At 40.8% G+C, this 23975-nt stretch carries 23 protein-coding genes; 2 read left to right on the forward strand and 21 right to left on the reverse strand.

Annotation, left to right across the window (positions count from 1 at the left end; translation table 11 throughout):
• Positions 1–5: 5 nt before the first annotated feature.
• The gene (locus NST97_RS05135; RefSeq protein ID WP_063388443.1) at positions 6–368 is read right to left on the reverse strand and encodes an Asp23/Gls24 family envelope stress response protein; all 363 of its coding nucleotides are present in this window, start codon (positions 366–368) and stop codon (positions 6–8) included.
• Positions 369–606: 238 nt separating this feature from the next.
• On the opposite strand from NST97_RS05135, the gene rpmB reads away from it, so the two are divergent.
• Positions 607–795, forward strand: coding sequence for a 50S ribosomal protein L28 (gene rpmB, locus NST97_RS05140; RefSeq protein WP_063388444.1), 189 nt, complete (start codon positions 607–609; stop codon positions 793–795).
• Positions 796–1469: 674 nt separating this feature from the next.
• Here rpmB and spoVM read toward each other — a convergent pair.
• The 15 genes from spoVM to NST97_RS05215 all read right to left on the reverse strand — a co-directional run bounded on the left by spoVM (position 1470) and on the right by NST97_RS05215 (position 17929).
• The gene (gene spoVM, locus NST97_RS05145; RefSeq protein ID WP_063388445.1) at positions 1470–1550 is read right to left on the reverse strand and encodes a stage V sporulation protein SpoVM; all 81 of its coding nucleotides are present in this window, start codon (positions 1548–1550) and stop codon (positions 1470–1472) included.
• A 220-nt stretch (positions 1551–1770) separates the two neighbouring features.
• Positions 1771–2418, reverse strand: coding sequence for a ribulose-phosphate 3-epimerase (gene rpe, locus NST97_RS05150; protein WP_327847729.1), 648 nt, complete (start codon positions 2416–2418; stop codon positions 1771–1773).
• Between the two features lie 2 nt (positions 2419–2420).
• The gene (gene rsgA / locus NST97_RS05155; RefSeq protein WP_339209945.1) at positions 2421–3305 is read right to left on the reverse strand and encodes a ribosome small subunit-dependent GTPase A; all 885 of its coding nucleotides are present in this window, start codon (positions 3303–3305) and stop codon (positions 2421–2423) included.
• Between the two features lie 18 nt (positions 3306–3323).
• Positions 3324–5291, reverse strand: coding sequence for a Stk1 family PASTA domain-containing Ser/Thr kinase (pknB, locus tag NST97_RS05160; protein WP_339230534.1), 1968 nt, complete (start codon positions 5289–5291; stop codon positions 3324–3326).
• Positions 5285–6043, reverse strand: coding sequence for a Stp1/IreP family PP2C-type Ser/Thr phosphatase (locus NST97_RS05165; protein ID WP_339196590.1), 759 nt, complete (start codon positions 6041–6043; stop codon positions 5285–5287). Before NST97_RS05165 ends, pknB begins: the two co-directional genes overlap by 7 nt.
• A 4-nt stretch (positions 6044–6047) precedes the next feature.
• A complete protein-coding gene (gene rlmN / locus NST97_RS05170; protein ID WP_339209948.1) occupies positions 6048–7109 on the reverse strand; it encodes a 23S rRNA (adenine(2503)-C(2))-methyltransferase RlmN in 1062 nt (353 codons plus the stop codon).
• Complete coding sequence (gene rsmB / locus NST97_RS05175) at positions 7109–8455, reverse strand: 16S rRNA (cytosine(967)-C(5))-methyltransferase RsmB (RefSeq protein WP_341342999.1); 1347 nt, start codon at positions 8453–8455, stop codon at positions 7109–7111. The genes rlmN and rsmB overlap by 1 nt, the downstream gene beginning before the upstream one ends.
• The gene (gene fmt / locus NST97_RS05180) at positions 8452–9387 is read right to left on the reverse strand and encodes a methionyl-tRNA formyltransferase (RefSeq protein WP_341343000.1); all 936 of its coding nucleotides are present in this window, start codon (positions 9385–9387) and stop codon (positions 8452–8454) included. The genes rsmB and fmt overlap by 4 nt, the downstream gene beginning before the upstream one ends.
• A gap of 77 nt (positions 9388–9464) precedes the next feature.
• On the reverse strand, positions 9465–11876 hold the full coding sequence (gene priA / locus NST97_RS05185) for a primosomal protein N' (protein ID WP_341343001.1): 2412 nt from the start codon (positions 11874–11876) through the stop codon (positions 9465–9467).
• A gap of 3 nt (positions 11877–11879) precedes the next feature.
• Positions 11880–13091 (reverse strand): bifunctional phosphopantothenoylcysteine decarboxylase/phosphopantothenate--cysteine ligase CoaBC, encoded by a 1212-nt coding sequence (gene coaBC, locus NST97_RS05190; RefSeq protein WP_144597709.1) that lies wholly within the window; start codon positions 13089–13091, stop codon positions 11880–11882.
• Between the two features lie 73 nt (positions 13092–13164).
• Positions 13165–13365: a DNA-directed RNA polymerase subunit omega gene (rpoZ, locus tag NST97_RS05195; RefSeq protein ID WP_063388646.1), complete on the reverse strand. Its 201-nt coding sequence runs from the start codon at positions 13363–13365 to the stop codon at positions 13165–13167.
• On the reverse strand, positions 13365–13988 hold the full coding sequence (gene gmk, locus NST97_RS05200; RefSeq protein ID WP_063388455.1) for a guanylate kinase: 624 nt from the start codon (positions 13986–13988) through the stop codon (positions 13365–13367). Before gmk ends, rpoZ begins: the two co-directional genes overlap by 1 nt.
• Positions 13989–14000: 12 nt before the next feature.
• A complete protein-coding gene (gene remA / locus NST97_RS05205; protein ID WP_063388456.1) occupies positions 14001–14264 on the reverse strand; it encodes an extracellular matrix/biofilm regulator RemA in 264 nt (87 codons plus the stop codon).
• A 22-nt stretch (positions 14265–14286) separates the two neighbouring features.
• Positions 14287–15162: a YicC/YloC family endoribonuclease gene (locus NST97_RS05210; RefSeq protein WP_063388457.1), complete on the reverse strand. Its 876-nt coding sequence runs from the start codon at positions 15160–15162 to the stop codon at positions 14287–14289.
• 94 nt (positions 15163–15256) lie between these two features.
• Positions 15257–17929, reverse strand: coding sequence for a calcium-translocating P-type ATPase, SERCA-type (locus NST97_RS05215; RefSeq protein WP_341343171.1), 2673 nt, complete (start codon positions 17927–17929; stop codon positions 15257–15259).
• A gap of 128 nt (positions 17930–18057) precedes the next feature.
• Between NST97_RS05215 and NST97_RS05220 the strand changes: the two genes are divergently transcribed.
• Complete coding sequence (locus tag NST97_RS05220; RefSeq protein ID WP_327856276.1) at positions 18058–19764, forward strand: Rqc2 family fibronectin-binding protein; 1707 nt, start codon at positions 18058–18060, stop codon at positions 19762–19764.
• 154 nt (positions 19765–19918) lie between these two features.
• Here NST97_RS05220 and NST97_RS05225 read toward each other — a convergent pair whose 3' ends face one another.
• From NST97_RS05225 to cysC, 5 genes are read right to left on the reverse strand one after another with little or no spacing between them, the layout of a single operon-like run.
• Positions 19919–20692, reverse strand: coding sequence for a sirohydrochlorin chelatase (locus NST97_RS05225; RefSeq protein ID WP_341343002.1), 774 nt, complete (start codon positions 20690–20692; stop codon positions 19919–19921).
• The gene (gene cobA, locus NST97_RS05230) at positions 20689–21468 is read right to left on the reverse strand and encodes a uroporphyrinogen-III C-methyltransferase (RefSeq protein ID WP_341343003.1); all 780 of its coding nucleotides are present in this window, start codon (positions 21466–21468) and stop codon (positions 20689–20691) included. The genes NST97_RS05225 and cobA overlap by 4 nt, the downstream gene beginning before the upstream one ends.
• A gap of 14 nt (positions 21469–21482) precedes the next feature.
• On the reverse strand, positions 21483–21704 hold the full coding sequence (locus NST97_RS05235) for a DUF3906 family protein (protein ID WP_063388461.1): 222 nt from the start codon (positions 21702–21704) through the stop codon (positions 21483–21485).
• Between the two features lie 13 nt (positions 21705–21717).
• Positions 21718–23343 carry a nitrite/sulfite reductase gene (locus tag NST97_RS05240; RefSeq protein ID WP_341343004.1) on the reverse strand — a complete coding sequence of 542 codons (1626 nt, stop codon included), beginning with the start codon at positions 23341–23343 and terminating at the stop codon, positions 21718–21720.
• Between the two features lie 23 nt (positions 23344–23366).
• Positions 23367–23963, reverse strand: coding sequence for an adenylyl-sulfate kinase (cysC, locus tag NST97_RS05245; protein ID WP_340733938.1), 597 nt, complete (start codon positions 23961–23963; stop codon positions 23367–23369).
• Between the last annotated feature and the right edge of the window lie 12 nt (positions 23964–23975).

Here is a 23975-nt window from a genome sequence, read left to right on the forward strand (position 1 = left end):
CTTCTCTACGGATTCGTAACACGAACCCCTTGCACATATATGTTAATGGAATCGACAGATAATCCAAGAATTTGATTTAATGTATATTTCACTTTTGTTTGAACATTATGAGCAACTTCTGATATTTTTGTTCCATAGCTGACAATAATATACATATCAATATGAACGCTCTCTTGTTCTTGGCGGACGATCACTCCACGGCTGAAATTTTCTCGCCGTAAAATTTCTGAGAGTCCGTCTTTAATTTGATTTTTGGAAGCCATTCCGACAATTCCGTAACAATCAACAGCTGCACCGCCGGCAACTTGTGCGACTACATCATTCGAAATTTCGATCTGGCCATATTTCGTTTTTAATTCGATGGACATTCGAGTTCCTCCTTTAGCATACGTTCATTACAAACATTTTACTATATGATGATTTGGATTTAAAGAAATGTCATGGCTCCCTACATAATAAGAGCATTAATACATGATGATGTCAAGCGTAAATTCTTGAAAGTGAGGTGAATTTATATTGCAATGATCAAGGGTGTATGTTACATTATTATAGTATCTTGAAACATTGTCAAAATAGCAATTTCCTTGCAAGTTAGGAGGTATAGAAATGGCTCGTAAATGCGTAATTACTGGCAAAAAAACAAGCTTTGGCAATACGCGCTCTCACGCTATGAACGCTTCAAGACGCAAATGGGGAGCGAACCTTCAAAAAGTGCGAATTCTTGTGAATGGAAAGCCAAAACGTGTATACGTTTCTGCACGTGCTCTTAAATCTGGAAAAGTTGAGCGTGTATAAAACAAAAGTTAGACGACAAGAGGTTGGATTATGATCAGAAGAAATCGGCGAATCCCGATATCTTCTGATCAAAAGTATTTCGAAAATAAGCGTTTAAAAAATCGGCGCTTTAACAAACTTCTGCCCGTTTTGTTTCAATACTCTTTATTCACCTTTTGAAGCACTTCCAATGTCACATTTCTTCAAGCACATTCTTCTTTTTAGGCGAATCCTACAACTATAAAATCCACGTTAACATGAAATTTTTTCAAACTGCTAAAAAAACTACATAGGTTATTTACTACATATTAACGATCGGAATACATTCCACTTTCTTAAACAGTTTGCCTTTCTTCAGCGCGATCCGTGTTCCTTTTGGCATACACAAAATCAACCGCATAAAGTCTACTTAAATTAAAAAAATTCTTTTTTACACAAAAAAGATGGAAGAAAAATGAGGCAGCTTTTTAGTATTGAAGACAAAAATCCCTGCCATTTACTGTATTTGTTGACAGTTTGCTAAAAACGAAGGCAACATGCACTTAATCGGGGTCCTCTATTATTTTTTCCAGTTGAAGATGAACATTCTAACAGAATGGTAAATCCCCACAATATAATTTGGTATAAAAAAAGCTTGTAGAGTTCACACCATTTGGCTTTGTCTACAAGCAGAAAGCACCTTGATAGGTGCTTCTTTAATCTTTCTTAAATGAACCGAGCATTGCCCGTATAATTCCTCCTAAAAACCTCGGAAGCTTAATTGTATAAAATCTCATTTATATTTACCCTCCCCATGAGAAATCTAAAAAACGTCTATAAGTAGCATATTCATCATCCGTATTTTAGATACTAATTAGAACGTCTTCATCAACTTTTCTTACAATATCTTTATGCATGAAAAAAATAAAAAAGTACTTGACATCTATTGAAGAATCAACATAAAAATGAAAAATTTTTTCCTTTAAATGTGAAAAGAACCGCATATAAACGGTTCTTTCACATTCCTCTTATAGATTTGATCGCTTGTTTGCGATCTTTTTGATTATAAATGGCTGATCCTGCCACAAGCACATTTGCTCCAGCTTCCACACACAATTTGGCTGTTTCAGCGTTGATGCCGCCGTCCACTTCGATCTCAACTTGCAAATTTCTTTCTTTCAAGATGCTAGAAACTTGCTGAATTTTTTTGATGACTGATGGAATAAACGCTTGTCCGCCAAATCCAGGGTTAACCGTCATCAAAAGCACGAGATCAACATCTTCTATTACATGCTCGATCATCGATACAGGAGTATGTGGATTTAAAACAACACCTGCTTTCACTCCATTCGATTTGATTAAATGGATCGTTCGATGAAGATGCGGGCAGGCTTCCGCATGAACGGACAACAAGTCGGCTCCTGCTTCAACAAAAGCAGGAATATAACGATCAGGCTGTTCAATCATTAAATGAACATCAAGCGGCAGCTTGGTCACTGGGCGGATCGCTTGCACAATGAGCGGACCGATCGTAATATTCGGCACAAAGTGGCCGTCCATCACGTCAACATGAATGTAATCCGCTCCTCCTTTTTCCACATCAATAATTTCTTCTGCCAACCTAGAAAAATCTGCGGATAAAATCGAAGGTGCAATTTTAACCATGTTCAATACCTCGGCTTTCTTTCTTTTATCTCTTCTAAAAACTGAAGATAATGTTCGTACCTGTAGGAGGAAATATCGCCATTTTCAACCGCTTCTTTAACGGCGCATTTTGGCTCCTTCTGATGAAGACAGCCTCGAAATTTACATTGAATGCTAAATTCTTTTATCTCTGGAAAGCAATTCGGCAAGTCAGCAGCTTCTATACCCGTAAACTCCAGCGAACTAAATCCGGGCGTATCGGCGACTAGTCCCCCTCCCAATGAAATGAGCTCTACATGTCTCGTTGTATGCTTTCCTCTCCCCAAATGATCGGAAATTTCTCCTGTCTTCAATTGCAAACGGTGATCCAGGCAGTTCAACATGGAGGATTTGCCAACTCCAGATTGCCCGGCAATCACTGAAATGCTGTCTTTTAAATAAGGAATGACCTGTTTAACTGTTTCAGGCTCTTTTGTAGTCATCAAAAAGACAGGATAGCCAATTTTTTCATAATCTTTGGCAAACTGACGAATCTTTTCATCTATTACATGATCTGCAATTAAGTCCATTTTTGTAATACAAATGATCGGGCGAATATTTTTGGCTTCCATTAACACCAAAAAGCGATCCAGCAGCTTGGCGCTAAAATCTGGACTTACAGCGGAAAAAACTAAGATCCCTTGATCAATGTTTGAAATGGGCGGACGGATCAATTCATTCTTTCTTTGCAAAATTTCTAGAATGTAGCCTTCTTTTTCATTTTCCGCCTGAAAAATAACTTCATCTCCTACTAGAGGGGAAATTTTATTTTTTCGAAACACCCCTCTTCCCCTGCATTGATAAAGCTTATTTTCAGCCAATACGTAATAAAATCCGCTTAACGCTTTAACAATTTTGCCTTTTGGCATACATGACCTCCTTTTTCATTAATTTTCAGGATAAGGAACCGTTTCAGTTTTCACCACTTCATTATTCAGCAAAACTTGATAATAAGCGGATTGACCAGGTTGAATCGTCAGCTCAATTTTCTTTTTGGTAGGCTTTGATATTTTAAATGTTTCATAAGGTTCACCGATAGAATGCTCAGCATCATTGATATAAATACCCACTTCCGCTTCTTCGCCGTGAATTTCGGGATCAAACGGGATCTCTACTTCACGGACGACTTTTTTGTCCGGCTTTTCTTCCGGACCTAAGGAAATAACCACTTCTATTTTTTCACCCGGAAGCACTTTTTTTCCTGCGCTCGGTGATTGGGAAATCACTTGACCGGCAGGAACTTCATCGGAATGTTCTTCTTTCTTTGAAAAAGATAAACCTTCTTTTTCCACATAGTCTTTAACAGCTTCTTCTGTGTATCCCGTTAAATCTGCAAGCGTGATTTTTCTCGGTCCTTTGCTCACGGTTAATGTAATTTCATCTTCATCAGGAATGAGCTCTGCTCCCTCACTCGGAGATTGGTCAATGACAGTTCCTTCCTCTTCTCCGCTATATTCTTCCAATACTGTAATGTTGGAAAATCCTTTTACTTCAAGGAGCTGTCTTACTCTTTCGATATCCTTCCCGATATAATTATCAAGCGTCACCTTTTTCTTGCCTGCACTTTCATAAATGATAATAGAAGAACCTTCTTCTACCATTTCTCCTGCTTCTGGTTCTGTCCTTATGACATATCCTTCTTCAATTTCATCGTTTTCCAACAAAATCGTGTCTTTGACATCAAATCCTTCCTTCAGCAATTGGTTGACAGCTTCCTCATATGTTTTCCCTCTCACATCAGGCACTTCTACATCTTTTGGAAGGATTAGTTTAGGAAGAACGAGAAGTGCTAAAATGATGGCTATGATGACTACAGCTGTCGCCATCCATAACATTTTCAGCCATTTTCTTTTTTTCTTAGGGCTTACAATATTTTCATGCTTTTGTTCCTTTTCTGCTCCCGACGGCTGCCGATCCTTTGCATGATGAATGATTGTTTGTTCCCCAGTTTCAGGTATATCATGTAAAACAATCGGATGGGTGATCGTTTTTTCGTCGTTATCAGGTATTTCAAATTTCTTTTCATCTAATCTGTCTGTATTAAAGGCAGTGCGAATATCTTCTCCCATTTCTTCCGCAGAGGAATAACGGTGAAGAGGGTCTTTCGCCATCGCCTTTAAAATAATATTTTCGACGCTTTGGGGGATCTCAGGGTTCCATCTCTTTGGAGACGGAGCTTCTGATTGCAAATGCTTTAAAGCGATTGATACGGCCGATTCCCCGTCAAAAGGGAGCCTGCCTGTCAGCATTTCATACAGGACGATGCCGAGCGAATAAATGTCAGATTTTTTTGTTGCAATCTGACCTCTCGCTTGTTCAGGCGACAAATAATGTACAGAGCCCAGCACGGAATTAGTGTGGGTAATGGTTGTTGATGTCAGAGCCATAGCAATCCCAAAATCGGTCACTTTAATGTTCCCGAGGTTGTCAATAAGTATATTGTGCGGCTTTATATCTCTATGGACAATTTGATTTTCGTGTGCGTGAGCAATGGCTGATACGATTTGCTCCATTAAATTTAATGCTTCTCTAGGATGCAAAGGTGCATTTTGCTGGATGTACTGCTTTAACGTCTTGCCTTCCACATACTCCATCACGATGTAGTAAATGTTATCTTCTTCGCCGACATCGTAAATGCTGACGATATTCGGATGGGCAAGGCTTGTTGCCGATTGTGCCTCTCTCCTAAATCTTCGTATAAACTCATCATCATCTGAAAAATCTAGTCGTAAAATTTTAATGGCAACGTCGCGTTCTAAAATAATGTCTCTTGCTAAATAAACGTTTGCCATTCCTCCTCCGCCAATCACTTTCAAAATTTTGTAACGGCCGCTAATCCGCTTGCCGATCAGCATGTTCCATCACTCTCGCGGCTGATGACATGTTTATAAATAATGACAGAAATATTGTCATCGCCGCCGTTTTCATTTGCTAGCCGTATTAATTCCTTCGCTTTTTCTTCCAGTGATTGGTCGGATGATAAAATTGATTCCATTTCATGTTCCTGCACTTTATTCGATAAACCGTCAGAACAAAGAAGCAAATAATCGTTTACTTCTAGGACGACTGTTTTAATATCTGCATCGACAGATTGTTCTGTGCCGAGAGCTTTCAATAAAATGTTTTTTCGCGGATGCTCTTTCGCATCCTCTTTTGAAATTTGTCCCGATTTCACAAGCTCGTTCACTAATGAATGATCATCGGTAATTTGAGCAAAACCGGCTTTATTTAACAAATAGCATCGGCTGTCACCAATGTGGGCGATTGTAGCAAAGCTTTCAGTACAGATGGCACCGACAAACGTCGTGCCCATTCCTTTACATTCCTTATGTTCATTCGCATATGTCAAAAGTTCTTCGTTGACTTCGGCAATATGATCGTTTATCCAGCTCTCCGCCTGCTCGGGATGTTCCATTTTTTCCGCTTCGTTCCAGCTTTTTTCAAAATGCTCGATCGTCATTCTGCTTGCGACATCGCCTGCGAGGTGGCCACCCATTCCGTCAGCCACGACAGCTAAAATTTGCCCGTGTCGGTTAAGAATGGCACTTGCGGCGTCTTCATTATGGGTTCTGACCTTTCCTTTGTCAGTAAAAACAGCGGTTTTCATTTATTCACCTCGTCTCTATTTTTCGCTCTTTTGCCCTTAACTGTCCGCAAGCTGCATCAATATCGTGTCCATGTTCTCTTCGGATCGTGACATTAATCCCTTGTTCCTTTAATGTCCGTTCAAATCGAAAAATTTGATTTTTGCTCGTGCGAACATAATTCCGCTCCGGAACATAGTTGACTGGAATTAAATTCACGTGGCATTTTAAATCTTTTATTAGCTCAGCAAGCTCGAGTGCGTGCTCCACTTGATCATTTACGCCTCCAAACAGTCCGTATTCAAATGAAATTCGCCGCCCTGTTTTGTCAATATAATATTTGACTGCCTTCATTAAATCAGGAAGCTTAAAAGCTTTATTGATCGGCATTAGCTTTGTGCGCAGTTCTGTATTCGGTGCATGGAGGGAAATAGCTAAATTGATTTGTAAATTTTCATCAGCAAATTGATAAATTTTAGGGATAATTCCGCTCGTTGAAACAGTAATGTGGCGGGCGCCAATGTTCAATCCTTTTTCGTCGTTGATGATTTTTAAAAATGACATCATTTCTTCATAGTTGTCAAAAGGCTCTCCAATCCCCATTATGACGACATGGCTGACTCGTTCGCCGATTTCATCTAATATTTGCTGAACTTTTATGACTTGAGCTACAATTTCCCCCGCAGATAAATTTCGTTTTAATCCACCTAATGTGGAAGCGCAAAAGGTGCACCCGATTCGGCAGCCAACTTGTGTTGTCACACATACTGAGTTTCCGTAATTATGCCTCATTAACACCGTTTCAATGGAATAGCCGTCATGGAGCTCAAACAAAAATTTCATCGTGCCGTCTTTTGACGTTTGCTTAACAATTGTTTTCAATGTTGTCAAATCGAAATGCTCCGCCAATGCTTCCTTCAATGACTTTGGCAAATTGGTCATTTTATCGAAAGAGGCAGCGCGTTTTTTATACAGCCAATCAAAAATTTGTGCTGCTCGAAAGCTTTTTTCGCCTTGTTGTTCAAGCCATTCTTTTAAATCGGAATATTTTAACGAATAAATAGATGGTTTTACTTGCATCTTGTCCATCATTGTACCTTCCTTCTCAAAGCCGCGATAAAAAATCCGTCGGTATTGAAATATTGCGGCAAAATTTGCACAAAGCCGTTTTCGACGTATTGTCGAACTTTTTCCGGCATTCGATCTTTTAACGTCTCATCTAATTGAAAGTCATCATGCTCCTTTAAAAAATATTTTATCATCTCCTCATTTTCTTGTTTATCTATTGTGCAAGTGCTATAAACAAGCAAACCTCCAGGCTTCACCAAATCAGCTACGGAAGCTAATATCTTTTTTTGCACTGATGTTAAAGAAAGAATATCTTCTTCTGTTTTCGTATATTTTATTTCCGGTTTTTTTCTTATGACACCGAATCCGCTGCACGGTGCATCCACTAAAATTTTGTCGAAGCTGTTTGGCGGAAAATGCTCCGAGGCGTTGCGGCTGTCCAGCACTTTTGCGTTTACATTCAAGAGCCCAAGCCTTGATGCTTGTTTTTCGATGAGCTGGATTTTATGCTCGTGCAAATCTAGGGAGACGACTTTACCCGTATTATTCAAAAGCTCTGCAATATGAGTTGACTTCCCTCCCGGAGCTGCACATGCATCCAAAATTTGCTCTCCTTCTTTTACATGTAAAGCTAGCGAGACGAGCATCGAGCTTTCATCTTGAATGGTGAACCAACCTTTTTGATAGAGGCTCGTATTCGCTAAATTTCCTTTTACAGCTTCGATGGCCTCATCAACCAGCTTTCCCTTTACCGCCTTTATTCCTTCTTTTTCCAAAGCAGCGATCGCCTGAGGAACTGTCGTTTTCAGCTTGTTCACTCTAGCTGTCTGTTTAGCATGCAAAAGCTGCGAGGATAATATATTTTCCGCAGTCTCAAACCCGTATTGACTCGCAAGCCGTTCGACAAGCCATTTCGGAGCGCTTGTCTTTACCGCTGAACGCTCAATCGGATCTTGTATATCTTTAATGGTAGGGAGGCCTTTTCGTTGTATATTTCGCAAAACACCGTTTACTAAAGCCGCAATCCCTTTATGTCCTCTCTTTTTGGCGATTTCCACTGCCTCATAAAGAACCGCGCGGTCAGGAATCCGTTCTAAATACACCATTTGATAAAGCGATATTCTTAAAAGCTGGATCACCCAATTGCTAATTTTTTTCTTTTTCTCTAGAAAATGCGATAAATAGTAATCAAGAGTCAGCTTCCGCTGGATGGTTCCGTAGACAAGCTCTGTCAATAAAGCAGCATCTTTTTGCTCCAATTTATATTTATCAATCCATGTATTTAGCAGCAGGTTGCTGTATGCTTGTTTTTCTTCGATGGCCACTAGTAAATCCATTGCTAGTTCTCTTGCATTTCGTTTTTTCATTCGAATGTCATCCCTATTTCAATTTGCGTTCCTCTTAAAAATTGCTCGCAGCTCATTTTTTTCTTTCCGGACGGCTGAAGCTCAATAATTTTAATGGAAACGTCATTTCCTGTTGCAACAACGAAACCGTCCTTGTCGACGGAAACAATTGTTCCAGGCTCTGCTTGGTGTTCTTTCTTCACTTTTTCTCCCCACCAAATTTTAATCGTCTTTCCGTTCAAAACCGTGTAGGCAACTGGCCAAGGATTTAACCCGCGAATGTGGTTGTACACCTCTTCACCGCTTTTCGTCCAATCGATTTTTTCCTGTTCCCTTTGAATATTCCAGGCAAATGTGGCTTTCGTTTCATCTTGCGGAATTGGAGTTATACTGTTTTCTAAAATTTTCGGTATCGTTTGTGATAAAAGATTGGCGCCTGCTTCGCTCAATTTGTCGTGCAATGTAGCAACCGTATCCCTTTCATCAATTGGAACTTCGACTTGTGTTAAAATATCTCCGGCATCCAGTTTTTCCACCATATACATGATCGTAACTCCCGTCTTCTTTTTGCCTTGCATGATGGCATAATGAATGGGTGCTCCGCCACGCAGTTCAGGCAAAAGAGAAGCATGTACATTTATACAGCCATATTTCGGTGCGTCCAAAATCTCTTTTGGCAAAATTTGACCAAAAGCAGCCGTTACAATTAAGTCGGGTTTTAACGCCAAAATTTTTTCTATTTCTTCTTTGTGACGGATTTTTTCAGGTTGAAACACTGGAATGTTATGTTGTTCTGCAGCCACTTTTACAGGCGGAGGCGTCAATTGTTTTTTTCTTCCTTTCGGGCGGTCTGGCTGTGTGACAACCGCACAAACGCCATGACCGTCTTTTACGATTCGATTTAGCACTGGTACAGCAAAGTCAGGCGTGCCCATAAATATAATTTTCGCCATACATATCTCCCTTCTATTGTTTCCAACTCATCGACATCTAAAAACTAGATATGATGCTAACAATTTACATAACCAATTTATAGAATGGTATACGGATTTAGATCAATCATCAATTTTAAATCCGTTTGCGACATGTCCTCTTCATAATGCTCGAACAATAATTTCAGTGAATTATACAAGTTTTTTTCCCGTTTGTATTTTATCATGCATTGAAATCGATATCTATCTTTCATCTTCGGTATTGGCGAACTGACAGGACCGAGGATCTGCGCCTCATTTGATAAATGAAGCTTTAAATATTGTCCAATTTTCTCCGTTACTTCAGCTGCTTTTATCGCATTTGGATGGGAAACGGTAATGAGAATGAGAAAATAATAGGGCGGATAGGCAAAAGATTTTCTCATTTTCATTTCCTGTCGATAAAATGTTTCAAAATCATGCAAGCTTGCCAATTGAATGGAGTAATGCTCAGGCGTATAAGTTTGAATCACCACTTCCCCCGGAAGCTCATGCCGGCCTGCTCTTCCGCTTACTTGCGTTAATAATTGAAACGTTTTTTCTCCAGACCGGAAATCAGGAAGATGGAGCATCGTGTCAGCCGAAAGCACTCCGACCAATGTGACATCAGGGAAGTCCAATCCTTTTGCAATCATTTGTGTTCCAAGCAGGATGTCTGCTTTTTTTTCGCCGAATGCGTTTAAAAGCTTTTCATGCATTCCTTTACGGCTGGTCGTGTCGACATCCATCCGTATGACACGCGCTTCCGGGATAAGCCTGTTGAGCTCTTCCTCGATACGCTGAGTTCCTGTTCCGAAAAAGCGGATATGCTCGCTTCCACATTCTGGGCATCGCGACGGCATGGCTGTTTCGAATTGGCAATAGTGGCATTTTAGCTTTTCCCCATGCCGATGATAAGTAAGGGAAATATCGCAATGAGGACATCCTATGACATGTCCGCAATTTCTGCACATGACGAAGGAAGAATAGCCGCGCTTGTTTAATAAAAGTACAGATTGCTCTCCTTTCTTCAAGCGATCTGTCAGCTTTTCAAACAACGTTCTTGAAAACATCGATCGGTTGCCGTTTCTCAGCTCCTCCCGCATGTCGACAATATGGACTTCCGGCAGAGGACGGCGGTTGACGCGTTCTTTTAAAGTTAACAACGTATAAACGCCTTTTTGTGCTCTCGCAAATGATTCAAGCGTCGGAGTGGCGCTTCCTAAAATGACTGGACATTGATGATATTTCCCTCTGTAAATGGCAACGTCCCTTGCATGATACCGAGGACTTTCCTCCTGTTTATAGCTAGTTTCATGCTCTTCATCAATAATAATGATGCCGATATTTTGAAACGGGGCAAAAATTGCTGATCTCGCCCCGACGACAAGCTTCGCTTCTTTCCGGTAAATTTTCCGCCATTCATCGAACTTTTCCCCGCTGGACAACCCGCTATGAAGAACAGCAACCTGGCTGCCAAATCTGCTTTTAAACCGCTGAACCATTTGAGGAGTCAACGATATTTCAGGTACTAGCACGATCGCTTCTTTTCCTTCATTCAATACCTTCTCGATCGCTTGCAAATAAATTTCCGTTTTGCCGCTTCCCGTGACCCCATACATTAAAAATACTTCGTGCTCGTGTCGATTCAGCTTGTCTAAAATCGGCTCCATTGCACGTTTTTGTTCGTCAGTTAACGGTAAAGGCTTCGTTCTCGGAAACTGTTTATGCTCATAAGGATCTCTGTAAATTTCTACTTGCTCCTCTGTCAAAATACCTTTTTTAATTAACGCTTTGACGGCAATTGAAGCTCCTTGTATGCTGTTCGTCAACTCCGTTAATAAAATCGGATTAGGATGATCAATAAAAAATTGAATAACCTCTTTCTGTTTATGGGCGCGAGCTGGCAAATGCTGAAGCTGTTCTTCAAGCTCACGAACCGGCAAAAGAGGCTTTACATATTTCACAAGCCGTTTTTTTTGCTTTTGTTCGACACGATAATCGATTTGCAAATTCCCATTACGAATTTCCTTTTGAACGACGGCGACAAGTGATGAAGGTAAATCCTCCCATGAAAGCGGCCCTCCTTTTTCGAAAGCAGTCCTGATCTCTTCAGGCAAATCCTCCAATTGAGCGGAGCTCGATGGCTTGATTTCTTTTATGTACCTCGTTTTCATCGCAGCCGGAAGCATTGCCTGAAAAGCGGTGATTTTATAGCAAAGAGTCGTTTCACTAAGCCATGCGCCAAGCTCTAACAGTTCATGATTTAATACCGGTTCCGGATCAAAAAGCGAATGGATCGGTTTCACACTGTCAATATCTGTTTCATTTTTTAACTGAACGACAAATCCAGTAAGCTTGCGGGAGCCGAAAGGAACGATGACCCTCATGCCAGGCTGGATTACGCCAGCGAATTTATTTGGAATTTCGTAGTCAAATAGCTTGTCCGTGCCTTTTGCCGGGACATCCACAACAACGCTTGCATACCGCATTATCTATTCACCTTTCAAAAGCTTTTCAATTTCTCTTAAAATTGCATTTGCCACTTCTTTTTTAGACATAAGCGGATACGCCTTCTTTTCTCCGTTTCTATGAAAAATCGTCACTATATTTGTATCCTTTTGAAATCCTGCTCCTGGTTCATTTACATTGTTGGCGACAATTAAATCCAAGTTCTTTTCATTCAGCTTATGCAGCGCATATTGTTCAACATTTTCCGTTTCCGCCGCAAATCCTACCAGCAATTTTGTTCCTTTCTTCTCGCCGAGTCTTTTTAAAATGTCTTCCGTACGTTCCAATTCAATGACTAATGAGCCGTCCTTTTTTTTCATTTTTTGATCAAATGTTTGTTTCGGCCGATAATCAGAAACTGCGGCAGATTTAATCACAATGTCGGCTTTGTCAAAATGGTTCATCACTTCATGATACATCTCTTCAGCACTTTCAACTGGCACAAATGTCACCCCGGCCGGCGGCGCAAGAGAAGTCGGACCGGAAATTAAAATTACGCTCGCTCCAAGCTCCTTCGCCTGCTCGGCGATCGCATAGCCCATTTTTCCGCTTGAATGGTTGGAGAAAAACCGGACAGGATCTATTTTTTCCCTTGTCGGCCCCGCAGTAATGATAATTGTTTTCTGATTCAAGACGGAAGGTACCTTCGTTTGATCGGAAAAATGGTTTTGAATGAGTTCAACGATTTTGTCCGGCTCTTCCAGGCGGCCTTTGCCAACGTAACCGCATGCAAGATGTCCTTCTTGCGGTTCAATAAACTGATAGCCGTCCCGATCAAGCGTTTCAATGTTGCGTTTTACAGCCGGATGGTCATACATATGTACATTCATTGCAGGAGCAATCCAAACCGGTGCAGTTGTCGCCAGCAGTGTCGTTGTCACCATATCATCGGCAATCCCTGAGGCAAGTTTCCCAATGATATTGGCAGTTGCTGGAGCTACGAGCACTAAATCAGCCCAGTCGGCTAAATCGATATGTGCAATCACTTTCGCATCTTTTTCATCAAAAGTATCTAAAAACACTTCATTTCTCGATAGTACTTGAAACGTCAAAGGGGTGACGAATTTCGTAGCAGATTCTGTCATGATCACTTTCACATCAAAACCCGCCTGTGTCAGCTTGCTCGTCAAAGCTGCAGCCTTGAAAACCGCTATTCCTCCCGTTACACACAATAAAATACGTCTCGGACGTGCCACTTTGTTCTCCTCCTATTTCTCAGCTTTTTAAAAAAATAACAACCTATCAAGTAGGTTGTTATGACAGCAGCTATTATTTCTCAATCTTTTCATAATTAAGCAGCCCTGCATCAATTTCTTCCAGCGCTTTTCCGACATATTTTACAGATACCGTGTTTTCCAATTGCTGGTCATTGTTTTGCTGCATTTGCCGCGCTCTTTTTGCTGCTACAGTTACTAGTGTATATTTTGAATTGATACGGTTTAATAGGGAATCAATTGATGGATAAAGCATCAAGACTCAACCTCCAAAAATTTTTTGTACATTTGTGCAACTCTTTCCCTTCTGCAATGTTCAGCAGTCACAATCGCTTTAATTTTTTCACAGGCAAGATTCACTTCATCATTAACAACAACATAGTCATAATAATCCATCATGTCAATTTCTTCTTTTGCTTTTTTCATCCGATTATTGATCAAGTCAGCTGACTCTGTTCCTCTCGTGACAATTCGATTTTTCAGTTCTTCCAGGCTAGGCGGGAGTAAAAATATAAACAACCCGTCAGGAAATGCCTTTTTAACTTGAAGAGCCCCTTGAACTTCAATTTCTAGAAAAACATCTTTTCCTTCTGCAAGTGTTTTCTCTACATATTCAACGGGTGTACCGTAATAATTCCCAACATATTCTGCCCATTCAAGCAGTTTGTTTTCCTTAATCATCTGTTCAAATTGTTCGCGTGTTTTAAAAAAATAATCTACACCGTCCTTCTCACCCTCCCGTGGGGTTCTCGTCGTCACTGAGATCGAATATTGAAAATTGACGTCTTTTTGTGCAAACAACGCTTTGCGAACAGTGCCTTTTCCCACTCCGGACGGTCCAGACAAAACAATTAACAAACCTTTTTTCTTTAATTGCATTTCAATTTTACCCTACCCTTCATCAGACAGCTCATCTTTATTGGAAAGCCTTTGAGCAACTGTTTCCGGTTGGACGGCAGACAATATAATATGGTCAGAATCCATTATAACAACTGCTCTCGTCCTTCTTCCATATGTCGCATCAATAAGCATTCCTCGTTCTCTTGCATCTTGAATCATCCGCTTTATCGGAGCCGATTCGGGGCTTACAATGGAAATGATGCGGCTTGCTGAAACGATGTTGCCAAAGCCAATATTAATTAATTTAATTCCCATGATTTTTCCCCCTAAAAAGCCTTTATTCAATATTTTGAACTTGCTCTTTTAATTTTTCAATAACAGTTTTCAATTCCACAACGAAAGCAGAAATGGCCGAATCATTCCCTTTAGCTCCGATCGTATTGGCTTCCCGGCTCATCTCTTGTACGATAAAATCAAGCTTCCGCCCTATCGGTTCATCTTTTTCGATCGTTTTTCGAAACTGGCTCAAATGGCTTTCTAATCTTGTCAATTCTTCCGTAATATCCGATTTGTCAGCGAAAATTGCCACTTCCAACAATATTCTATTCTCATCAATATTCCCTGTTATAAACTCGGATAAACGCTTTTGCAATTTATCTCTGTAGTTGCTTGCGACAATACTGGCTCTTGATTGAATATGCTCTATGATTTGCTCTAACGCTTCCAAATGCTTCAGCAAGTCTTCTTTTAGCTTGCTTCCTTCTGCAGCCCGCATTTCCAAAAGTTGATTGGCCGCTTCATGAACAGCTTCTAACATCATACATTCAAGCTCTTCATTTTCATTCGCAACCTCTTGAATTTCAAAAATATGTTCGTCATGCAAAAGGTGCATGAAACGAATGGAATCATCTATATGAAAACGGCGTTTCATTTCGTTCAAAGCGTCTATGTATTGAGCGGCAAGGGACCAGTCAACGTTTAGGGTTCTGGAAAAAAGACCCTCTCCGCTGACCGTGATGTACAATTCCACACGTCCTCGATTTATATAAGATTGTACGGCTTTCTTTATTTTTTCTTCAAGCGAAAAAAAATTTTTAGGCATCCGCACGCTGATTTCACAAAACCGGTGATTGACCGATCTCATCTCAACTGTTATTTGCATCTGCTGCACCGTTTTTACCGAGCGGCCAAATCCCGTCATGCTTAATACCATTGTATCACATCCGTTCTTTCATCGCCTTCAAAACAAAAGAAAAAAAGAAAGGTCATAGAATAGCATCTATCACCTGAAAAAATTATAACATAACTTATCGTTTTTTTCTTGTTAAAATTGATCCTGCCAGCAAAAATGTCGGCAGAGCGGACATGACGAAAATAAACAGCCAATCTCGAGCCATGATAGGCGTTGTATGGAAAATCGGTTGAAGCGGCTCATAATAAATGACAACAAGCATTAAGATTATGGATGAAAAGACTGCCAGCAGCAAATAAATGTTGCTAAAAGGATTCCGGTCAAAAATCGTTTTTTCCGTTCTTGAATCAAACACTAAAATCAATTGGGACAAAACAAGTGTTGCAAAAGCAGCTGTTTGCGCGTAGGCAAGCTGTTCTGTATTCCGTTCATAAATGAAGTAAAAGACAAGTAGTGTGGACAGCCCGATTAAAAACCCGCGAGATAAAATTTTCCAGCCAAGCCCTCTCGAAAAAATCCCTTCTTTCGGATCGCGAGGCTTTCTTTTTAACACATCTTCTTCTGCAGGATCAAGGCCAAGCGCCATAGCCGGCAGGCCATCTGTTACAAGATTCACCCACAAAATTTGAATCGGAACAAGCGGCAGTGGCAATGCTAAAATCATGGCAAATAACATAACTAGTATCTCTCCTACATTTGATGCTAATAAATAGCGAATAAATTTCCTGATATTGTCATAAATATTGCGCCCTTCTTGAATCGCTGCTTTAATGGTGGCAAAGTTATCATCAACGAGAATAAGAGAGGAAGCTTCTTTTGCCACATCGGTGCCGCTCATTCCCATCGAAATGCCTATGTCTGCCGCTTTGATTGCCGGGGCATCATTTACGCCGTCTCCAGTCATTGCAACGATATGTCCTTTGTTTTGCAATGCTTTCACAATTTTCAATTTATGCTCCGGAGAAACTCTGGCAAATACGTAAATATCATCAACTACTTCTTCCAATTCTTCAATCGTGAGCTTGGACAAAGATGATCCGTCCATTACTTTACCGTTAGGCGGCAATATTTCTAGTTCTTTTGCGATAGCTTGTGCGGTAATAACATGATCGCCTGTTATCATGACAGTTTTAATGCCTGCTTCACCGCATTCCTTCACCGCTTGTTTCACTTCTGGTCTTGGCGGGTCAATCATTCCTTGTATGCCAATGAAAATAAGAGAAGATTCCGCTTCAGCTTGGGGTAGAGATCCTGTATGAAGCGGTTTGTATGCAACTGCTATCGTTCTTAATGCTTCGTTTGCCTGATGAAAAATCGCCTTTTGAATGTCATTTTTTCGCTGCTCCGTTAAACGTTCTTTTCTATCGTGCCAAAGAACATGTGTCGAACGTTCTAATATAACATCTGGAGCTCCTTTTGCAACTGCAAAGCATTTTCCGTCTTTATCTTGAACAATGACGGACATCATTTTTCGGTCGGAGTCAAAAGGAAATTCTCGCATAATATGAAATTGCTTCAATAATTTTGATTTTGCCAGCCCCGCTTTCATGCCAGCCACGATCAACGCACCTTCCGTCGGGTCGCCATCAAGGGAATATTCTCCATTTGTTTCAATAATATCAGATGTTGAAGCAAGCATTCCAAACATTAACATTTGCTTCAACGGTTTATGAGCAGCCGGATCAATTTTTTTTCCGTTTTCAAAAAACTCCCCAGCAGGCTGATAGCCCGCACCTGTTACCTTCCATGATTGATTGCTTATCCAAATGTCTGTCACAGTCATTTGGTTTTGAGTCATTGTTCCTGTTTTATCTGAACAAATGACGGTTGCACATCCGAGCGTTTCAACAGCTGGAAGCTTTCGGACAATTGAATTTTTCTTGATCATCCGCTGGACGCCCAATGCCAATGCAACCGTAACAATCGCCGGCAAGCCTTCAGGAATCGCCGCCACTGCCAGCGAGACCCCCGCCAAAAACATTTCATAAACAGCATGTCCTTGCATGACTCCGATTCCTGCTACTAATACCGTCAAGAGAAGAGCTACAACAATTAAAACTTTGCCCAGCTCTTCTAATTTTCTCTGCATCGGTGTCAATTGCTGCTCCTGGGTTTGCAGCAAATCTGCAATTTGCCCCATTGCCGTTTTCATGCCTGTAGCCACGACAACGCCGACTCCGCTTCCTCTTGTTACAAGCGTGCCCATAAAGGCCATATTTTGCATATCGCCAACGGATCCTTGATTCCCTTTTAATGGGCGTGTATGTTTTCCAACAGGGACGGATTCACCAGTTAGTGCCGACTCCTCGACTTCAAGGCTTGATACCTGAATGAGACGCACATCAGCTCCGATTCGATCGCCGCTTTTAAATTTAATGCAGTCCCCTACGACAATTTCTCTCGAAGGGATCTTCATCCACTTCCCGCTGCGCAATACAGTAGTCTGCGGGCTTGACAGTTCTTTTAATGCAGCAAGAGACTTCTCTGCCTTTTTCTCTTGAATAAATCCAAGAACTCCGTTCAAAATCACAATCGCAATAATGGCAACTGCATCAATATACTCTCCTAAAAGGCCGGAAATGACGGTTGCCGCAATTAAAACAAGAACCATGAAATCTTTAAACTGGCCGAAAAATAACAAAAGATTTGATTGCCGTTTTCCTTCTGCAAGCTCATTGTATCCTAATTTTTTTCTGCGGTTTTCTGCTTCTTTTTCTGATAATCCTTTTTTTATATCGACATTCAATGATTGAATTGCTTCTTGTTCTGTCAATTCATGCCATTTCATGAATTTCTGTTTCACCCCTTTTCACCTTTTGATACACGCTCTAAGAACAACATATTCAGCCTTGTCCTAAAACATGTTATAATTTAGTAAGTTTTTTCTTGGACTTCATGGAAAAAGGGTGAGCAAATATGTCTTTTGACGGCATTTTTACATATTGTGTTCAAAGAGAATTGAAACAAGAGCTTGAAGGCGGAAAAATCACAAAAATTCATCAGCCTTCTAAGCACGATCTTATCTTGCAAATTCGTCAGAAAGGTAAAAATTATCGTCTGCTTATATCCAATCATCCCAATTTTGCGCGCATTCATCTTACAGCCTCCCACTATGATAATCCGCAAGAACCGCCGATGTTCTGTATGGTTTTAAGAAAGCATTTGGAAGGAAGCATCATTGAGGAAATCAGCCAGGTCGGACTTGATCGAATCGTCATGCTGCAAATGAGATCCCGCAATGAATTAGGGGATATCACCAGGAAACAATTATTTGTCGAGATCATGGGAAAACATAGCAACATCATCTTAGTCGATCAAGAAAAGAAGATGATCATTGACAGCATCAAACATGTATCAGCTGCAGTCAATCGCCATCGCTCTGTTTTGCCCGGACACGCATATGTTTTTCCTCCAGACCAAGGCAAATTGAATCCTTTTCATGCTTCAGAAGAAACGGTTTTGAAAAAAATTGATCTGTTTTCAGGAAAATTTGAAAAACAAATTGTCGACCAATTTGCTGGCATCTCGCCTCTGTTGGCAAAAGAAATCGTCTACCGCTCTGGAATCGCCAATAAGGAATCGGTTGCCAGAACGCTTATGTCCGTTTTAAATCAAATAAAAAGCGGAAGCATTGTTCCGCAAATGACAAAAACTTTAAATAAAGAATATTTTTATATTTTGCCTTTAGAGCACGTAAAAGGAGAAAGGAAAACATTTTCTACCATAAGCGAATTGCTAGACCGATATTTTTACTCGAAAGCGGAACGCGATCGAGTGAAGCAGCAAGGGCAGGATTTAGAACGCTTCATCATCAACGAACGAAAAAAGAATGAAACGAAAATCCAAAAGCTAAAACACACGCTCAAAGAGGCTGAAAAAGCAAATACGCTACAGCTTTACGGCGAACTATTGACAGCGAACATGCATGCAGTGAAAAAAGGGGATAAAGAAGTCGAAGTTATCAACTATTATGACGAGGATGGACAAAAGATCAAAATTCCGCTTGATCCTTTGAAAACTCCTTCTGAAAACGCCCAAAGTTATTTTCAAAAATATCAAAAAGCCAAAAATTCCGTTTTAGTTGTCAAATCGCAAATCGAAAAAGCAGAACAAGAAATCGAATATTTTGACCGGCTTCTCCAGCAGCTTGAAACAGCTTCTCCTAAAGACTTAGAGGAAATTCGAGAAGAATTGATTGAAGGGGGATATTTGAAAAAAAGAGCGAACATCCAGAAGAAAAAAAATGCTAAACCTGTTTTAGAAGCTTATCTGTCCAGCGACGGAGCTGAAATATTAGTCGGCAAAAACAACAAGCAAAACGAATACTTGACGAACCGGGTTGCTGCTAGAGACGATATTTGGCTTCATACAAAGGACATACCCGGCTCCCATGTTGTGATCCGAAAAAAGGATCCATCTGAACAGACCATTTTAGAAGCAGCGAATCTTGCAGCTTATTTCAGCAAAGCGCGCCAATCAAGCTCCGTACCTGTCGATTATACAAAAGTGCGCTATGTAAAAAAACCGAATGGCGCCAAGCCTGGGTTTGTCATATATGAAAATCAGCAAACGGTCTATGTGACGCCTGATGAAGAGCTCGTGCTGAAGTTGAAAAAACAATAGACGTTTTTTCTGCTTCTCCTTCTGCTTTTATAAGCTTCTTTTATGAAACTCTTACTCCATTAACAACGTTGATCATCGGGAATGTCGCCTTCACTAGCTCTAATCTTGAAAAATTATGTACGCCTCATTTCAGTACAGAGAAAAAGGAAACCATTCATAACACGGTTTCCTTTTTCAAATATTTATTCTCTTCTCTTGTTGCAAACGCTTCTTCAACTCTGAAGCGAAGCAGTTCTTTTACAGCCGAATGGTTTCCGATATGATCAGTTAACATAATATTTTTATTCGTTACCTTTTTCAATTGCTCGATTTCCTTTTGAACTCCTTTTAACAATAGACCTGTAAACAATAAATAAGGCACAAAAATTATTTCTTCTTCCGGCATTTTTGGAACGGATTGAACAACATCTTGAAAAAGAGGAGAAGCTGCGGTTAAAAAGCAGCACGTCACCGGTACTTCCAATCGCTCTTCAAGCATGCGGCCAATCCTTAAAAAATCTTGCTGCATTTCCACATCGCGGCTTCCTCGACCGATCAAAATCATTCTAGACTTTTTCGGTCTATTCAAAACGCGTTTAATTCTGTCTTCCACTGCCTCTAGCATCAATTCATCAACGCCAAAAGGCATGCCATAGGAGATCATTGCTTCCGGATACTTTGTCTGCAATGTCGAAAGAATAGCTGGTATATCTTGTTTGGCATGGCCGGCAGCTAATAACAGCACTGGGATTACCGCAATATGAGCAGCTCCTTTTGCGAAACAGGATGCAAATCCTTCCTCAATGGTAGGCTTTGCAAGCTCAAGGAAAGAGATTTCTTGAATCTCGTATGGCAGGCTCGCCTTCACGTCATTGAAAAAATGAATCGCCTCTTCTCTAGAATCTCGCAACCGACTGCCGTGAAAGATATACAGAACCCCTTTTTTCATAACGAAACACCTGTTGTAAAATCGATGTTGCTCATCTGCTTCTCAAACCAGTTCAACTGGTCATGAAAACGAACGACTTCGCCGATAATGATCATGCATGGATTAGAAATACAATTTTCTTTTGCCGATTTCGCCATTTCCTTCACGGTTGTCGTTACTGTGCGCTGTTCTTCCGTAGTTGCCCATTCAATAAAGGCAACAGGCGTATTTTGATCCTTCCCGCTTCGGACCATCATGTCTTGGATTTCCGGAATATTTTTCACACCCATATAGACGGCAACGGTGTCCGCCGCCTTCATCAAATGAATCGTTTCCTCTTTTGTTTTCCGGTCCCCTGCTCTATGCCCGGTAATAAACGCACAAGAAGCGCTGATGCTGCGATGCGTAAGCGGGATGCCAGCATAAGCGGAAGCGGCGGAAGCAGCCGTAACCCCGGGGATCACTTCAAAAGGAATTCGTTTTTGCACCAATACTTCCGCTTCCTCTCCCCCTCTGCCAAAAAGATAGGGATCGCCTCCTTTTAACCGCGTTACGATTTTGCCTGCCTGGGCATGCTTCACTAAAAACTTATTGATCGTCTCTTGGCGCATCGTATGGTAATTTGGCAATTTGCCGCAATAAATGAGATCCGCTTCTTTTTTTGCATAAGCAAGGAGCTCTTTGTTGACAAGCCTGTCATATAAAATCACATCCGCCTTCTGAATCGCCTTCATCGCTTTTATTGTGATTAATTCTGGATCTCCTGGGCCTGCTCCGACAATATACACTTTTCCCACGCTGATCTCCCCCACTACGTACAGAGCGTCACGTCGCTTTCATCTATCACAAACCCTGCACTTTTTCGTATTTTTTTCTTTTCGTACAACGTAACATCTTCAATGTCAAGAACCTTTAAATAAAATTTTTCAAGCTCAACATCTACTTGCTCGAATGCTTTCAAATCATTTTCGGCCGCGATGATTACTGGAATTTCCTTCTCCTTCGTTTTTACAAGAAAGCGATACAAATACATGCTGACACCCCATTTAAGCTCCGAGAGGTTCCAAAATCTCATCGAGCTTCGCCTGCAAAGGTTCAATGCCGACGCGATCATAATATTCTAAAAAGGTTTCGCCGGCCAGCTTCGTTTCTTTGAAATATTGCAGAAAATCTTTCAACACTAAATGAAGCTTCTCTGCCTCAATTTTTCCTTTCAATTTTTCATTAAATCGGCCGCCGTCAAGAAGCGTTCCGCCAACATGAATTTCGTAGGCATCGACCATTTTTTTATCTTTTGTTCTCATCAAAACGCCTTGCAGACCGATGTCCGCGATTTGCCGCTGACCGCATGAATTCGGGCAGCCTGTGATGTGCATTCGAACAGGTACATCCAATTCTAATTCTTGATCCAAATATTCGACAATTGTTTTCATCCGCTGTTTCGTTTCAACAAGCGCAAGGTTGCAAAATTCCGTTCCAGTGCAGGAAACGGCATAACCAATGAATGATTTCGGCTTGATGGTAATTCTGCCCTTTTGAAAAATTTCTTCTGCCAGCAAAGCTTCAACTTGATCATCCGGAACGTTCGGAATCACAATATTTTGTGTATTGCAAGTTCGGATTTGTCCATTTCCGTATTTTTTGGAAATTCTGGCGATCTCCAGCACTTCCTCGGAATAAAGTCTTCCGAGCGGAACATTAAAGCCAATGTAATTCAAGCCTTTTTGCTTTTGCGGATGAACGCCGTAAAAATATCCTGCATTCCAGCCTTTTGTTTCATCGTTTCCTCTCTCCGGAAGCGGACCTGTCAGTTCAAGCAGTTTTTCTTGGAATTTTTCTACACCCCAATCGGCAACTAAAAATTTTAGACGGGCGCGGTGTCTTTTCTCACGATAGCCGTAATCACGGAAGATGGTTGTGACCGCAATGGCAACATCCTTCACTTTATCCGGGGTTACGAAAATGTTCAATGGTTGGGCCAAATGCGGTTTTGATGATAGTCCGCCACCGACCTTTACATGAAAGCCTTTCACAAGCTTTCCATCAATCTCTTTTGTAGCTGGTATGAAAGCTAAATCATTGATTTCGGCATGTCCGGAATTGTAGTAGCTTGCACTAATCGAAATTTTATATTTTCTTGGCAAATTGGAAAAATCTCTATTTTTATGGAAAAATTGATGAATTTCTCGCACAATCGGCTCTGTGTCCAAAAGCTCCTCCGGGTCAATGCCCGCAAGAGGATTTCCAATCACGTTGCGGGCGATGTCGCCACAGGCGCCTACCGTTGTTAGACCGACTTCATCCAAGCGTCTAAATATTTCCGGAATGTTCTCGATTTCCAGCCAATGGAACTGAATGGCCTGACGAGTTGTAATATCAAATAGATCCCGGCCAAAATCTCTGCAGATCCCTGCGAGCGCAACGACTTGATCATAGGTTAATATTCCCGTCGGCACTTTCACCCGCATCATGAAATAACCGTCTTTTTTTGGACGTTGAAGATACAGCCCGGCCCATTTGAGCAAATCCCAATCTTCTTCCGGAATGGAAGCAAAGCCGTTTTTCGCAAAGGTGTCGATTTCTTCCAAAATGTCCAATCCGTCTTTTTCAAGCTTTTTTAATTCAAACTTATTTAAATTCTCATTGTTTGCCCATACTTTTTCTTGTGCCATTGCAACTCCCCCAATGTTTAAGATTATAGGAACTTTCGATTTTTTAAATATTGAAAAATATGTTCAACACTTTCTTCTACTGACCATTCCTCAGTATGAACAATGATTTCAGGATTTTCCGGCTCTTCATATGGATCGTCGATGCCTGTAAAATGTTTAATTTCACCGTTTCTCGCTTTTTTGTACAGCCCTTTCGGATCTCGTTTTTCACATTCTGATAATGAGCATTTAACATATATTTCAATGAACTCATCATGCTCGAGCAAATTTCTTACTAACTCCCGATCTTCTCTATATGGTGAAATAAAGGCTGTCAAAACAACTTGGCCGCTGTCCACAAATAATTTTGCTACTTCTCCAATGCGCCGAATGTTTTCTTTTCGGTCCAATTCCGAAAAGCCTAAATCTTTGTTCAACCCATGGCGAACGTTGTCCCCATCTAATACGTAAGACGAAATATTTTCATTGAACAGTTTTTGGTTTAATGCATTGGCTAACGTTGATTTGCCGGAACCAGACAATCCGGTAAACCATAGAACAAAGCTGTGATGCCCCAACTTTTTCCTCCGCTCTTCTTTTGTGACGGAATGGTGATGCCAAACAATATTTTTACTTGTCACGTTTATTCCACC

Source organism: Aeribacillus sp. FSL K6-1305 (assembly GCF_038050115.1).
Lineage (GTDB): Bacteria > Bacillota > Bacilli > Bacillales > Aeribacillaceae > Aeribacillus > Aeribacillus composti.

What these genes read in the sequence shown, in the direction of transcription:
- NST97_RS05135 (WP_063388443.1), bottom strand. Translation starts at nt 368, where the DNA reads ATGTCCATCGAATTAAAAACGAAATATGGCCAGATCGAAATTTCGAAT.
- rpmB (WP_063388444.1), top strand. Translation starts at nt 607, where the DNA reads ATGGCTCGTAAATGCGTAATTACTGGCAAAAAAACAAGCTTTGGCAAT.
- spoVM (WP_063388445.1), bottom strand. Translation starts at nt 1,550, where the DNA reads ATGAGATTTTATACAATTAAGCTTCCGAGGTTTTTAGGAGGAATTATA.
- rpe (WP_327847729.1), bottom strand. Translation starts at nt 2,418, where the DNA reads ATGGTTAAAATTGCACCTTCGATTTTATCCGCAGATTTTTCTAGGTTG.
- rsgA (WP_339209945.1), bottom strand. Translation starts at nt 3,305, where the DNA reads ATGCCAAAAGGCAAAATTGTTAAAGCGTTAAGCGGATTTTATTACGTA.
- pknB (WP_339230534.1), bottom strand. Translation starts at nt 5,291, where the DNA reads ATGCTGATCGGCAAGCGGATTAGCGGCCGTTACAAAATTTTGAAAGTG.
- NST97_RS05165 (WP_339196590.1), bottom strand. Translation starts at nt 6,043, where the DNA reads ATGAAAACCGCTGTTTTTACTGACAAAGGAAAGGTCAGAACCCATAAT.
- rlmN (WP_339209948.1), bottom strand. Translation starts at nt 7,109, where the DNA reads ATGGACAAGATGCAAGTAAAACCATCTATTTATTCGTTAAAATATTCC.
- rsmB (WP_341342999.1), bottom strand. Translation starts at nt 8,455, where the DNA reads ATGAAAAAACGAAATGCAAGAGAACTAGCAATGGATTTACTAGTGGCC.
- fmt (WP_341343000.1), bottom strand. Translation starts at nt 9,387, where the DNA reads ATGGCGAAAATTATATTTATGGGCACGCCTGACTTTGCTGTACCAGTG.
- priA (WP_341343001.1), bottom strand. Translation starts at nt 11,876, where the DNA reads ATGCGGTATGCAAGCGTTGTTGTGGATGTCCCGGCAAAAGGCACGGAC.
- rpoZ (WP_063388646.1), bottom strand. Translation starts at nt 13,365, where the DNA reads ATGCTTTATCCATCAATTGATTCCCTATTAAACCGTATCAATTCAAAA.
- gmk (WP_063388455.1), bottom strand. Translation starts at nt 13,988, where the DNA reads ATGCAATTAAAGAAAAAAGGTTTGTTAATTGTTTTGTCTGGACCGTCC.
- remA (WP_063388456.1), bottom strand. Translation starts at nt 14,264, where the DNA reads ATGGGAATTAAATTAATTAATATTGGCTTTGGCAACATCGTTTCAGCA.
- NST97_RS05210 (WP_063388457.1), bottom strand. Translation starts at nt 15,162, where the DNA reads ATGGTATTAAGCATGACGGGATTTGGCCGCTCGGTAAAAACGGTGCAG.
- NST97_RS05215 (WP_341343171.1), bottom strand. Translation starts at nt 17,929, where the DNA reads ATGAAATGGCATGAATTGACAGAACAAGAAGCAATTCAATCATTGAAT.
- NST97_RS05220 (WP_327856276.1), top strand. Translation starts at nt 18,058, where the DNA reads ATGTCTTTTGACGGCATTTTTACATATTGTGTTCAAAGAGAATTGAAA.
- NST97_RS05225 (WP_341343002.1), bottom strand. Translation starts at nt 20,692, where the DNA reads ATGAAAAAAGGGGTTCTGTATATCTTTCACGGCAGTCGGTTGCGAGAT.
- NST97_RS05235 (WP_063388461.1), bottom strand. Translation starts at nt 21,704, where the DNA reads ATGTATTTGTATCGCTTTCTTGTAAAAACGAAGGAGAAGGAAATTCCA.
- NST97_RS05240 (WP_341343004.1), bottom strand. Translation starts at nt 23,343, where the DNA reads ATGGCACAAGAAAAAGTATGGGCAAACAATGAGAATTTAAATAAGTTT.